Source organism: Gordonia sp. DT30 (genome assembly GCF_049844915.1).
In the GTDB taxonomy this organism is placed as follows: domain Bacteria; phylum Actinomycetota; class Actinomycetes; order Mycobacteriales; family Mycobacteriaceae; genus Gordonia.
Genome location: NZ_JBNCLY010000033.1, coordinates 17,028 through 30,024 on the forward strand (window position 1 = coordinate 17,028; position 12,997 = coordinate 30,024).

Consider the following 12,997-nt stretch of genomic DNA (forward strand, 5'->3'; position numbering starts at 1 on the left):
TCGGCTAGCCCGCCGCCGAGGAGGTCGCCGGTGCCGCGGCCGGGGCCGATGGCGTGGCCGACAACTGTTGTGTCAGCAGCGTATCGAGGTCGTTCGTCCAGAGATCCTTGACGACGACGTGCCCGGGCAGGGCGCCGATCTCCTGCAGCGAGTCGGCCACACGCTGCTGACTCTGCACTGCTTCGGGAGTGGGCGTGTGGACCGTCGTCGGGCGCTGACGCTCTTGATTCTGGACCTGGGTCAGTGCGCTGTTCAGCGGCTGATGGGTGGCATCGGCGAAGGCTTGCGCATATTCCTGCTCGTGGCCGTTGCGGACATAGATCCACGCCCGGTTGATCCGCCCCAACAGATCTGCGACCGCCGCCTTCTTGCCGGCGTCGGAGAGCACCCCGTTGGCCGCCACCCACGGGAAGTTGCCCGACAGGATGTTCTCACCGGAGCCGATGGTCTTCGCACCGCCCTGGTGGGCCTGGATGATGGTGTTCCCGTAGCTCGCGAACGCGTCGATGGAACCGCCGTTCAGCGCTGCCAGACCCTCGTTGGGCAGGAGCGGTTTGGGCTCGATGTCCTTCCAGGTCAGTCCGTTCTGCTTGAGGAGCTCGTTGAGGAAATAGGCCGCGGTGGTGTTCTTGACGTAGCCGACCTTCTTGCCCTTCAACTGTTTGATCGACGTGATCGACGAGTCCTTGCCGACGATCACTTCTTGCAGCAGGGTCGTCGACGTCTGGAATGCGACCTGCTTGAACCGGACGGTGCCGCCCGCAGCGGCGAAGATCGGCGGGATCTCACTGGATTGTGCGACGTCGATGGCCTCGGACTGGATGGCCTGCATCTGCTGGTCGCCGCCGGAGAAGACCGGCCACTCCGTCTTGTAAGGCGTGTGGTCGAGCCCGGCGACCTGCAGCGCGGCATAGGTCTGGCGCCACCCGGTCTGGCCGATCTTCAGTGACACCGAGCTCAGGTCACCCGGTGCGCCCGAGGACGACGACGAGTCCGAGTTCGACGAGCAGCCGGCCGCCACGAGGGTGGCCGAGATGGTCAGGGCGGCCGCCACTGCGGACACGCGGCGTACGCGCGACGCACGGTTTCTTCGGAAGAGGCTGCGGGACATGGACGTATCTACTCCGTTCGATGATGAGAGCTGGTGAGTCGGTCGCGACGATCAGCGCGGCGACGTGGTGGTGTGGTCGAGTGCGCCGAGTCGCGCCAGGATGTCGCGACGGACCTCGACGAATTCGGCGGCGCCGATATCACGTGGGCGGGGGAGGTCGACGCGGATCTGGTGATCGATCTTGCCCTCGTCCATGACGAGGATGCGGTCGGCGAGCAGGAGGGCTTCCTCGACGTCGTGGGTCACCATCAAGACGGCGCAACCGTGATCGGCCCAGAGGTCGGCGACCAGGCCCTGCGCGGTGACGCGGGTGAGGGCGTCGAGTGCGCCGAACGGCTCGTCGAGAAGCAGAAGGTCGGGTTCGCGGACGAGCGCACGCGCCAGCGACACCCGCTGCGCCTGTCCGCCCGAGAGCGTCTTCGGCCAGGAGTTCGCATGGTCGCTCAACCCGACCTCGGCCAGGTATCGGTCGGCCAGCTTACGGTCGGGGCGTCCGGGAAGGCCGAGAACGACGTTGCGCCACACCTTTTTCCACGGCATGAGTCGTGGCGACTGGAAGCCCACGGACCGTCGGCGGGGCACCTCGACGTCACCGGTGACCTCCCGGTCGATGCCGGCGAGGATGCGCAGCAGGGTGCTCTTGCCGCAGCCGCTACGGCCGAGCAGGACGACGAATTCGCCGGCCGCGATGGTCAGATCGAGTTCGTGGAGGACCGTGGTCTCACCGAAACGCTTGGTGAGACCGGACACCGACACGGCCGTCGCCGTGGAGATCGTCGCCGTGGAGATCGTCGCGCTCATCGGATCAGTTCCCTTCGAAGCTGGACTGCCAGGACAGCAGAACCCGGGACAACAGCCGGACGACCAGGTCGCACAGCAGGCCGAGAATGGCATAGACGACCAGGCAGACCACGATCACGTCGGTCTGGAAGAACTGCCGTCCGTTGTCCATCAGATATCCGATGCCGCTGGTGGCATTGATCTGTTCGGCGAAGACCAATGCCAGCCATGCGGTGCCCAGTGCGTAGCGCAGGCCCACCAGTGCGCCGGGCAGCGCCGCGGGGAGCACCACATGCCGGACGAGGCCCAGACGTGAGAGCCCGAGTGTCTCGCCGGCCTCGACCAGACCCGAATCGGCGTTGCGGATCGCCCCATAGATGTTGAAGTACAACGGGAACACCACGCCGATGACGACCAAGGCGATCTTGGGTTCCTCGTCGATCCCGAACCAGATGATGAACAGCGGGATCAGACCCACCCACGGGACCATGCGCAGCATGCCCAGCGTCGAGTCCAGGAGATCCTCGCCGAACCGGAACAGTCCGGCGGTCACCCCCAGTACGACCGCGAGCACCGCGCCGATCACGAAGCCGATCAGCACCCGCATGCCGGAAGTGGCGATCGCCGAGGGCAATTCACCGCTGCTCCACATGGACACCCCACGGGAGAACACGTCTTGCGGTGATGCCAGGACGTCGGCGGGCAGCACCCCGGTGGCCGACGCCACATACCAGGCCAGCAAGACCAGCAACGGTCCGATTGCGCGACGCACGTAGCGGGGCACACGGATTCGCGACCGCCGGTTCGGGCCTGCGGTCAGGGTGACGAGTTCGGGCGCACCGGGCGTCTCGCCACGGCGCCGGGCCACGTCAGAAGGCTGCCGGAGGTCGGCATCGTGAACGGTCACGGTCACAGCGGACTCCTCGATCGGATAGGAACTGCGGGATACGGTTCCTCGAAACCCGTCAGGGGTCAAACCCCTGACTCACCGTGATTTCAAAGGCGCACGGCCACCGCATCAGGGGTTAACGTTCGATCCCATGGTGTCGCTCCATGTCCCGCACGACGTCATCGAGACCAACGATCAACGTCGCGACGGCTTTCCGTTCCGATCGGGCAGCATCGTCCTCGACTTCGTCGCCACGATCGCCAAACGCGACCTCGCCGATCGCGAACTGTTGACCGGTCCGGACGATCTCGCACGCTGGGTGCACGTCGCCGGGCTCCCTGTGCTCGAGAAGCCGGCCAGCCACACCGATGTCACCTATGCGCGGGAGCTGCGCGAGGCCATCCACCGGGTGGTGCGGTCGCGTGTCGACGACTCGCCGGCCGCCGCGGCCGACCTCGAATCGATCAACGGCGCGGCGCGCGGCACCCCGCCCACGGCACTTCTCGATACCGCCGGGTACGCGACCGTGTTCGCCGAACCCGTTGACGCCCCGGCGATCACGGCGTTGCTCGCCCGGGAGGCCATCGAACTGTTCAGTGGCCGCTACGCCCATCGGATCCGGTTGTGCCGCGGACACGACTGTTCGCTCTACTTCGTCGACCGGTCGCGGCCGGGTAACCGCGTCTGGTGCTCGATGGGTGTCTGCGGCGCCAAACAGAGTTCGGCCCGCTACCGCGCCCGCAGTCGTCTCGTCGAGCGCTGACCGGCAACGAACGCCGCTCACCGAACGCCGACACCCGGAGAACCCCCACTCGAGAAAGGTGCTTCCTTGACCATCACCACCGACGACGCGATCCCGGCGACCGCGTCCGACACCGTCGAATTCATCAGCCTGACGCATCTCAATTCGTCCACCGAACTGAACCCGGTACCCACCCGTGAGATCGACCTGCCGTTCTTCCGCAAGTACGTCCGGGCCCTGGAGGACGGCGGGTACGACTACACGCTGCTGCCGTACGGGTCGGCCACCGCGGATTCGTTCGTCCTGGCTGCGGCCGTCGGACAGCTCAGCGACCGGATCCGCCCGATCGTTGCGTTGCGGCCCAACACCACCCATCCGCTGGTGGCGGCGCAGAAACTGGCAACACTCGATCAGCTGACCGAGGGGCGCGCGGTGGTGCACATCATCTCCGGGGGCAGCGATGCCGAGCAGGCACGCCACGGCGACTATCTCACCAAGGAGCAGCGTTACGCGCGTTCGTCGGAGTACATCGACCTGCTGCGGCAGGCGTGGCGGGCGACCGAGCCGTTCGACCACGACGGCGAGTTCTATCGATTCGAGGATTTCGGACCGGGTTTCCCGACCTATGGTCCGACCATCCCGATCTCGATCGGCGGCTCCTCCGATCAGTCCTTCGACGTCGGCGGTGCCAAAGCCGACATCTTCAGCTTCTGGGGTGAGCCGCTGGCCGACATCAGGAGTCAGATCGAACGTGTCCACGGCATCGCCGCGGCAGCCGGGCGTACCACCCGGCCACGCATCTGGGTGACCTTCCGTCCGATCATCGACCGTACCGAGGATCTCGCCTGGGAGAAGGCACACCGCTACGTCGACCAGATCGCGGCCACCTTCGAGAAGTCGGTACGGTCGTCCAAGAAGCGTTTCGGCGGAGAGCCACAGAACGTGGGATCGCAACGGGCGCTGGAGTTCGCCCGCCGCGGCGAGATCTACGACCGGGCGCTGTGGACCCGCACCGCCGCGGCCACCAACGCGGCCGGCGCCTCCACCGCACTCGTCGGGACACCCGAGACGGTGGCCGCGGCGATCGTCGACTACATCGACCTCGGTGCCGACCTGGTGTCGATCCGCGGTTACGACACACTCAACGACGCCATCGACTACGGCCGGTACGTGCTGCCGCTGGTTCGTCAGGAACTGGCCCACCGGGCCGCGACCGGCACACGTGGGCGACTCCAGGCCGACAATCCGGGAGCCTTTGCCTCGCAAGCCGTTGCCTCCGGGGTTGCTGCCGGAGTGCGGTCATGACCACCGCGTCCGTCGAGCTGACGGTTCCCGATCTGTCTCCGGCGGCGTTGTCGGCGGTGACCGAAGAGGTGGCCGCCACCGCCGCCGAGTACGACCGCAGTGGCGCTTTTCCGGCGGCCGGCCTGCAGGTCGCCCACCGCGCCGGACTGCTGACCGCGACCGTCGCCACCGACTACGGCGGTCCCGGCCTCGGCCCCGCCGACGTCGCGCGCATCCTCATCGCGCTCGGGGAGGGCGACCCCTCGGTCGCCCTCATCACCGCGAATACCCTTGCCGGACACAGTGCCCAGGCGCTCGGGAGGCAATGGCCCGAGCAACTCTACCGAGAGCTCGTAGGGCGGTCGGTGGATGAGCCGACGCTGGTGAACGCGACCCGCGCCGAACCCGAACTGGGGGCACCGGCGCGCGGCGGCCTCCCCGCGACCACCGCCACGCGTTCGGATGACCACTGGGTTCTCCACGGCCACAAGTCGTTTGCCACCGGCGGCACGGGCCTGGCCTTCCATCAGGTCTGGGTGGCTACCGACGACGGACGGGTCGGGCACCTCCTCGTCGACGCCACCAGCCCCGGCATCTCGTGGCTGGAGACGTGGGATCACCTGGGGCTGCGGGCATCCAACACCCACGACGTCATCTATGACGGGGTGCGGGTGCCGCTGGAGAACTTCATCGAGATCCCGCGAGTCGACGGCGTCTATCGTGATCCGGCGGCGGCAGCCGGGGCCGGGAGTTTCGGACATCCGGCGCTCTACATCGGTGTGGCGCGTGCTGCACGCACCGCATTCGTCGATTTTGCCCGTTCCCGCGTGCCGTCGGCGCTGGGGCGGCCGATCGCGACGACCGAGCGCATCCAGTGTGTCGCCGGTGAGATCGACACGCAGATCGCGACCGCGGAGACGTTGCTCTTCGGTGCGCTCGCACGCGCCGAGTACGAGCCGGAGTTCGTCGCGCAACTGTCGGTGATCAAGGTGGCCATCGCGCGGGCGGTCACCAGTGCGGCCAACACCGCGGTCGCCGCGCTCGGCAATGCGGCTCTGACCCGGCACAATCCGCTGGAACGGCATCTGCGCGACGTGCTGTGCGTCCGGGTACATCCGCCGCAGGAGGACACCGCGCTGGTCGCCGCCGGACGGCGCGTGCTCGACGTCGGGTCACTGTCCGCTCCGGCGACATGAGCCGGTTGGCGCTGGGTTTCAACGCGCGGATCTCGTTCCGCACCGGCGACGACGAGCAAGGCCTGCGTGACGGGATCGCATTGTTCGAGGCCGCCGAGGACCTGGGTTTCGACACCGGCTGGGTGTATCAACGTCACTTCGACAACTATCTGGCCAACCCGTTGACGTTCCTGGCGGCGGTGGGGCAGCACACCTCACGGATCTCGCTGGGCACCGCCGTGATCGCGATGCGCTACGAGAATCCCATCCTGCTCGCCGAGGCCGCCGCCACCGCGGACCTGCTCACCGGACGGCGGCTGAAGCTGGCGATCTCCACCGGCACAGGAGATTTCGACTCTGTGTTCGGTGCGCCGGTCGACGATGCCCGCGCCGAGGCACAACGTCGCCTCGCCCGCTTCCTCGCCGCCGTCCGGGGTGAGGTGGTCGGATATTCCGACGCGACCGCCGGCGGTGACGGCGGTGAACCGTTACGGGTCCGGCCGCACAGCGACACCCTGATCGACCGGATCTATTACGGATCGACGACGGTCGACGCCGCCGAACGTACCGCGCGTCAGCAGCTGAACCTCTTGCTGGGCACGATCATCAGCGAGACCCGGGGACTCGACTTCGCCGAGTATCACGCCTTGATGATCGAGCACTATCGGCAGACGGTTCCGCAGCCGGCCCGCGCCCGGATCGGTGTCAGCAGGTCGGTCCTGCCGGCGACCACACCCGAATCGGCCCGTCGCTACCGGGAATACGACGAACAGCGGCGTCGTGAGGGGCCCGGCGCATCGCGCCCGGCCGGTGCCCTCGCGCCACGCGCGCTGCCCGACGGTTTCGCGATGTGCCCGGTGTACCACGGTGATCCGGCGCGCGTCGTCGACGACCTCCTGGCCGACCGCGCGGTGGCCGCGGCCGACGAACTGGTGCTGTTCCTGCCGCCGGAATTCACTGTGTCCGAGAACATTCGGTTGCTGACCGACGTAGTCGACAAGGTCGCACCCCATCTGGGGTGGCGACCACAGAGCAGCAACCGCCCCCTGACGAAAGGCGATCATGACGACATCCACAGCCGAGGAACTGCTCACCGGATGGCAGGACTGGCATGACGAACGGGAAGCGGCGGCCGCCGCTCCCCACGGTCTGACCTCGGTGGTCGGAACCCATTGGCTGGGCACCGAACCGGTGTCGCTGCCCACGGTCGCCGGCACTTGGGCGGTCGACGGCGACGACCGGGCGGTCGTATCCGGACTTCCTGCGAGTTCCGGGAGTTCCGCCGATACCCGCACACTCGCGGTCGGGGCGACCCTCGACCTCGGTGGGGTGCAGGTCCGTGCGATGGCCGGTGCACGGGGGATCGGCGTCCGGGTCTTCGATCCCGAAGCCGACACCCGTACCGCATTCCTGGGTATCGACACCTTTCCGGCCGATCCCGACCGGATCGTCGAAGCCACCTACACCGCGCATGATCCGGCACCGGTGGTGACGATCGACCATGCCGACGGCTCGAGGACCGACGAGGTCCTGATCGGGCAGGTGACCTTCGATCTCGATGGTCGGCAGGTCGTGCTGGACGCGTTCGACGCACCGGAGGGCCGGCTGCACATCAGCTTCGCCGACGCCACCAGCGGTGGACCCAATGCAGCCTTCCGTTTCCTGACACTCGATGCGCCGGACGCCTCCGGTCATGTCACCGTTGACCTCAATCGGGCGTACCTGCCGCCGAGTACCTTTGCCGCACACTATCTGTGCCCGTTGCCGCCGGCCGGCAACCGGCTCGACGTCCCGATCGCGGCGGGTGAACGGCGGGTGCAACGACGCGGCTGAGTGCCGCCGTGACCGCGGGGGCGGTCAAGCCCCCGCGGTGAGGTCGGAGTTCAGAGTGGCTGCGACAGCGGCACGTTCACGAAGCTCAGGTTGCTCGGGTCGAGCTGGATGTGTTGCGGTCGCAGCCCGGACTCGTTCAGCAACGGCCGCAACGGAAGTCCGCGTGGCAGATTCATCGCGAACACGTCGACGCGGAGCCGGTGGCCGGGGGCGATGCGCGCCTCGGTCGGAAGCAGGCCGATGTCGATACCGACCGGCTTGCCCGGCGTGACACGTTGCCGCGACGCGAGAGTGAGCGTGTAGAACGGATCGATCACGTCACCGTTGGGCGCGAACTGCGACTGACTGCGGTCGAATGCCCGCAGCGACGCCATGATCTGCCCGGAACTGATCACCTTGGACGTGCCATCGGGTGCCACGTCGTTGAGGGTGGCCGTCCAGTAGCCGTCGGTGGCGTCCATGACCGCGTTGAGGTGCACGTTGCTGTAACCGCTGACACTGCGGGTGCCCGTGACCGGTGGTGTGGTGAAGCTCAGCGCCGCACGTTCGGCGATGCGTGCGTCGTCGGCGCAGAACGGGAAGATGGCGGTGATACCGGCCATCTGTTGCGCCGAGTCCCGGGAGCAGAGGGTGGCGAGTCCCGGCGAGACCGTCAGCCCCCCGCGGGAATTCGTGGCGGCGGGGCTCAGGCTGCCGTCGCGGACCGCGTACGGCGCGGTGCCGCTGCGCCGGTCACCGAGGTACAGGCGCTGATGGGTCATGCCGGCGCGCGGGAATTGCTGTGCCGTGATCCAGGAGTCGCCGACCTGCTTGAGATTGACCGGTCCGTAGTCGTCGATGCCGTTGTCGTCACCCTTGAGCCACTTGTCGAACCACGCCTTCTGCAGGACGTCGAGTCGTGGTGGGGTGCCCGGATCGCCTTGTCCACCACCCATTGTCAGGTGATAGCCGTCGCCCATCATGAGCTGCTTCTTGCCCGGTGCAAGGGGAATGCCGTTGTACATCTTCACCTCGGAGTTGGTGAAGAGGTCGAACCATCCGCCGTAGATGAACGTCGGAGTGTTGATCCGCTCGGCGTGCGCGTCCCATGCTTGCCGTGGCGGTGAATCGCTGCGCAGCAGATCTCGTAGATAGCTGGGTACCGACGGGATGTCGGGAGTGAGCAACGCCGCGAACAGTTGCGGATAGAAGGTCGCCGGGTCGGAGATGCGGTCGGCGAGCCAGGTCCAGTCGAACGTGCCGTTGAGCATCGACGCCACGTTCGGGATCATCTTGGTGGTGTTGACCAGCGCCAGCCACGCCGGCAGGAATCCGACGCCCAGCGCGCCGCCCGGGGCGACGATGTCACGGATGAGGTCGCCGCCGGGTTCGACGGGGAAGATCGCCTTGAGGGCGGCCGGACGCTTGTTGGCAGCCTGGATCTGATTGATGCCCGAGTAGGAGACGCCCGACATCCCCACTTTCCCGTTGGACCAGGGCTGCTTGGATGCCCAGTCGATGACCTCGGTGGTGTCGCGCTGCTCGCGGTCCTGGAAGACATCCCACCGGCCCTCGGAGAACCCGGTGCCCCGGACGTCGGCGACGACGTAGGTGTAGCCGCTGCGGACGAGGTCGTAGTCGACGGAGAAGTTGCGGACGCCGCCGTCACCGGCCGTCCGGGCGAGCATGTTGATGCCGTCGATGGGCGTGCCATGCAGATTGATCGCCGAGGTGATCTGCTTCAAGTAGGGCTCGAGGACCGGATGTTGCATGACGGCCGCGCTCAGAGCGGTGATCATCTTGGTGTACGGGGTCATGTTGACGATGACGGGCGTCTTCGCCCCGATCGGGTGCTGGCTGGCGCCGACCGGCCGGTAGACGTTGGCGCGCAGCACTTTCCCGTCGCTCATGCGGATCGGTACATCCCATTGGATGGACACGCCGGGGTGGGGGTGCGGACCGTCGTGGGATTGTCGCCACCGTTGGGCGGCGGTTCCGCCGTCGGGCTGCGAGGTGGCGGCACCCGCCGTCCCCGGAACGAGTAGGAGCGTGACCGCCGAGAGCAACGCTGTAACCACCACTGCACGAATTCGCATCGTCTGATCCCCGAAATCTTCTAGTGAGACGAACGGGCCAAAGCGTATCAGCGGAGTGGTCTGTGTCACCAGATGGCGTCCATCCTGGTTTCGCTCACATGTCGGAGGGCTTCACCCGAGATCGGTCGGGGCGATCCGGGGCGATCCGGGGCCTTCGGGGCGTGACTACTGGTGGCTGGTGGCGGTCGGTCGCACCACGTAGACGACCCGGTCGGCGACATCGCCGGGCGGGCCGTCGGTGGTGAGTCCGTATCGCTGGGCGAGTGAGGCGAAGAATGTGCCAGAGGAGTCGTCGTCGATGCGTTCGACGACGCCGCGCACTTCGAGGTAGCGGTATGGCAGGTCCGGGTCGGTGATCGAGAACGCCACGTCGGGGTGGGCGGTCACGTTTCGGTACTTCTGGCGGGTCGTGGTGTTGGTGAAGTACGCGCGTTCACCGTCCCAGGCGAACCACATGGGATTGACCTGTGGGGTGATATCCGGGCGGGTGGTGGCGAGGTGGGCGTAGAGCGGACGCTCGAGGAGGTCGATGTGGGTGGCGGGGATCGTGGTCACGGCGGTGCTTTCGGTCGTGTCGGGTTGCCGGTGGTGGCGTGGTGAAGGGCTCTTCGCCGGTCTATTCGCGGCCCGAGGAGATCCAGGCCGGGTCGGCGACGATGTTGCGTGACCCGGTGACCGCGTCGACCACCTTGTCCAACTGGGTCAGGTCGGCGTCGTCGAGCGCGAGATCGGCCGCGGCCAGATTCTCCAACAGCCGCGTCGTCGATCGCGTGCCCGGGATGGGGACCACCGGCAGTCCGATGCGGCGGCCCGACGCGTACAGCCATGCCAGGGCGACTTGCGCGTTGGTGGCCTCTCGCCGGGTGGCCACCTCGGTGATCACTTGTAGGGCACGTTGATTGGCGTCCCAGTTGTCACCGATGCGCGTGGTGTTGCCGCGAATGTCGGCGGCGACCTGCTTCCGCGTCAGTGTGCCGGTGAGGAATCCGCGTCCCAGCGGCGAATACGGGACGAAACCGATTCCGAGTTCGGCACACGTGGGAACCACATTCTTCTCGACGTCACGCGACCACAGACTCCACTCGCTCTGGACTGCCGCGATCGGGTGGACCGCGTGGGCCGCACGCAGTTCGGAGGCGGTGACCTCGGAGAGCCCGAGGTGGCGTACCTTTCCGGCGGCCACGTGTTCGGCCATCGCGGCGACCGTTTCCTCGATCGGGACGTCCGGATCACGCCGATGCAGGTACCAGAGGTCGATGACGTCGGTGCGGAGTCTACGCAAGGAGTTGTCGATGGAGTCGCGGACGTACGCTGCGTCGCCGCGGGTCGGTTTGGGGCTCTCGTCGCCGGGCAGGGGCACCCGCCCGGTGATGCCGAATTTCGTTGCGAGAGTGACCTCGTCGCGACGGTCGGCGAGTAGTCGGCTGATCAACTGCTCGTTGGTTCCGGCGGGCCCGTTCGTGCCGGGAGCGGGAGCGCCGTAGACGTCGGCGGTGTCGATGAAGGTGATACCGGCATCGACGGCGGCGTTCAGCACGGCCAGCGCGGCGGCGTCGTCGGTGCCGCCGTAGACGTGGGTGACGGCCATCGCGCCGAAACCCAGTATGGAGGTCTCGAGTCCGTCGCCGAGGAGGGTGGTTGCCATGAATGTGGCTCCTGTTCAGTTGATGTCGCCAGTGCGCTGTTGTTGGTCGAGTTCGTCGGGATCGGTGATGGGTTGTTCGGCGCAGTCCAGGCCGGCGTCGATGAGCCGTTGGTAGTGGGTGATCTTGGCATCGACGGCACCGAGGTCATCGATGAGTTCACGGATGCGCGACTCGATCTCCTCGCGATGATCCTCCAGGAGTCGCATCCGCCGACCGTGCGTGCGCGCACCCTGGCCGACCATGGTGACGAAGTCACGCATGTGGGCCACCGACATCCCGGTGCGCCGCAGCCGGACGAGCAACTCGATCATGCGGACGGTCGCGTCGTCGTAGCGGCGTACCCCGGCCGAGGTGCGCGGGACCGCGGGGATCAAACCTTCGGACTCATACCAGCGCAGGGTGTCGCGGGTCAGGCCGGTGCGCGCGGAAACCTCGGCGATGGACAGGTCGTCGGAAGAGGACATGAAACCAAACTAAGGCTTGGAGTGCACTCCAGGTCAAGAGGGCTCAACGCCGGTAGGGCCTTCACTATGGAGTTGTCAAGGTACGTAGATACTTCCGCGGAAGCATGGTCAGGCAGCGAGCGTGGTCAGGCGGCGGGTGTCAGGCAGCGTCGTCGAGACGTAGAGTGCGCCGGTTGTAGGCCGGTAACGGTCGTCGTCGGGGATCGACCGTGGCGGGCGGGATGAGCCATGGGTGCCGGTCGAAGCCCATCACGACATCCCACCCGGCGTCGTGTACGTCGTGGTGGCAGCTGGTGCATAGGAGGCATCCGTTGTCGAGGTCGGTGGCCCCGCCGTCAACCCAGCTGACGAGGTGGTGCGCCTGGGTGCGCGATGCGGGCGCACCACACTTGATGCAGCATTTGTCGCGCAGCAGCAACGCTTTTCGTTGTGATGGAGTGAACAGCCGCTTCTCGCGACCCACATTCAGCGGAACCTCGTCGCCGTCGACGATGACCACGGTGATCCCCGCATCACAGCCCAGAGTTTTCGCGGTGGCGGGCGTGACCGATCCCATGAACTCGAGCGCCGCGAGTTTCGGGGTGTCGGCCGGGATCGTCAACAGCACCCCACCGGTCGGCTTGCAGGACACCGTCTCATCGGCGAGGCCCTTTTGGGCGAGCTCGAGGATGGTTTCGAGAGCGTCAGCACGTTTGCGTTCGGCCGGCCGTGGATCATGTGAGCCGTCGGGCTGAGGCTTTGGCGCGGACAATGTTTCGACGAGGCTGTGCAGTTTCTCCCCGGCGACGGCATCGAGATTCGCGCGCACGTCGAGCCGGCCGTCGCTGGTCTTGTGGTAGCCGAGTTCGTTGCTGGCCTTGTCTTCGGCGGCAGGTATGCCACCAGTGTCGTCGGCGAGTTCGTTGCCGAGTCGGTGTGCGTGCTTGCCGATTTCGGCGGGACTCATCCCGGACAGCGCCTGGGCCACGAGGGCGCGGGTGTGGTCGCGGCGTTGCTCG

The 12,997-nt window shown here is 66.9% G+C and carries 13 protein-coding genes; 5 read left to right on the top strand and 8 right to left on the bottom strand.

Going from position 1 to position 12,997, the window contains the following annotated elements; translation table 11 throughout:
* Nucleotides 1–4 precede the first annotated feature (4 nt).
* The 3 genes from ACLQ3C_RS20340 to ACLQ3C_RS20350 all read right to left on the bottom strand — a co-directional run bounded on the left by ACLQ3C_RS20340 (nt 5) and on the right by ACLQ3C_RS20350 (nt 2,804).
* The gene (locus ACLQ3C_RS20340) at nt 5–1,063 is read right to left on the bottom strand and encodes an ABC transporter substrate-binding protein (protein WP_425706913.1); all 1,059 of its coding nucleotides are present in this window, start codon (nt 1,061–1,063) and stop codon (nt 5–7) included.
* Between the two features lie 99 nt (nt 1,064–1,162).
* Entirely contained in the window at nt 1,163–1,912 is a 750-nt protein-coding gene (locus tag ACLQ3C_RS20345; protein ID WP_425706914.1) for an ABC transporter ATP-binding protein, read from the bottom strand.
* Nucleotides 1,913–1,916: 4 nt separating this feature from the next.
* Nucleotides 1,917–2,804 carry an ABC transporter permease gene (locus ACLQ3C_RS20350; RefSeq protein ID WP_425706915.1) on the bottom strand — a complete coding sequence of 296 codons (888 nt, stop codon included), beginning with the start codon at nt 2,802–2,804 and terminating at the stop codon, nt 1,917–1,919.
* 127 nt (nt 2,805–2,931) lie between these two features.
* Here ACLQ3C_RS20350 and ACLQ3C_RS20355 point away from each other — a divergent pair, with 127 nt between their 5' ends.
* The 5 genes from ACLQ3C_RS20355 (at nt 2,932) to ACLQ3C_RS20375 (ending at nt 7,814) form a co-directional block, all read left to right on the top strand.
* Nucleotides 2,932–3,543 (top strand): CGNR zinc finger domain-containing protein, encoded by a 612-nt coding sequence (locus ACLQ3C_RS20355; RefSeq protein ID WP_425706916.1) that lies wholly within the window; start codon nt 2,932–2,934, stop codon nt 3,541–3,543.
* A 66-nt stretch (nt 3,544–3,609) separates the two neighbouring features.
* Entirely contained in the window at nt 3,610–4,827 is a 1,218-nt protein-coding gene (locus ACLQ3C_RS20360) for an LLM class flavin-dependent oxidoreductase (RefSeq protein ID WP_425706917.1), read from the top strand.
* On the top strand, nt 4,824–6,002 hold the full coding sequence (locus ACLQ3C_RS20365; protein ID WP_425706918.1) for an acyl-CoA dehydrogenase family protein: 1,179 nt from the start codon (nt 4,824–4,826) through the stop codon (nt 6,000–6,002). Before ACLQ3C_RS20360 ends, ACLQ3C_RS20365 begins: the two co-directional genes overlap by 4 nt.
* Nucleotides 5,999–7,096 carry an LLM class flavin-dependent oxidoreductase gene (locus ACLQ3C_RS20370; protein ID WP_425706919.1) on the top strand — a complete coding sequence of 366 codons (1,098 nt, stop codon included), beginning with the start codon at nt 5,999–6,001 and terminating at the stop codon, nt 7,094–7,096. Before ACLQ3C_RS20365 ends, ACLQ3C_RS20370 begins: the two co-directional genes overlap by 4 nt.
* Nucleotides 7,044–7,814, top strand: coding sequence for a DUF1684 domain-containing protein (locus tag ACLQ3C_RS20375; protein ID WP_425706920.1), 771 nt, complete (start codon nt 7,044–7,046; stop codon nt 7,812–7,814). The genes ACLQ3C_RS20370 and ACLQ3C_RS20375 overlap by 53 nt, the downstream gene beginning before the upstream one ends.
* Nucleotides 7,815–7,864: 50 nt before the next feature.
* On the opposite strand, the gene ACLQ3C_RS20380 is transcribed toward ACLQ3C_RS20375, so the two are convergent.
* From ACLQ3C_RS20380 to ACLQ3C_RS20400, 5 genes are all read right to left on the bottom strand, one after another.
* Nucleotides 7,865–9,889: a CocE/NonD family hydrolase gene (locus ACLQ3C_RS20380; protein ID WP_425706921.1), complete on the bottom strand. Its 2,025-nt coding sequence runs from the start codon at nt 9,887–9,889 to the stop codon at nt 7,865–7,867.
* A gap of 165 nt (nt 9,890–10,054) precedes the next feature.
* Complete coding sequence (locus tag ACLQ3C_RS20385; protein ID WP_425706922.1) at nt 10,055–10,444, bottom strand: PPOX class F420-dependent oxidoreductase; 390 nt, start codon at nt 10,442–10,444, stop codon at nt 10,055–10,057.
* A 61-nt stretch (nt 10,445–10,505) separates the two neighbouring features.
* Nucleotides 10,506–11,534, bottom strand: coding sequence for an aldo/keto reductase (locus ACLQ3C_RS20390; protein ID WP_425706923.1), 1,029 nt, complete (start codon nt 11,532–11,534; stop codon nt 10,506–10,508).
* Nucleotides 11,535–11,549: 15 nt separating this feature from the next.
* The gene (locus ACLQ3C_RS20395; protein WP_425706924.1) at nt 11,550–11,999 is read right to left on the bottom strand and encodes a MerR family transcriptional regulator; all 450 of its coding nucleotides are present in this window, start codon (nt 11,997–11,999) and stop codon (nt 11,550–11,552) included.
* A 139-nt stretch (nt 12,000–12,138) separates the two neighbouring features.
* Nucleotides 12,139–12,997 (bottom strand): DUF222 domain-containing protein (locus ACLQ3C_RS20400; protein ID WP_425706925.1); only part of this gene is annotated, 859 nt, incomplete at its 5' end.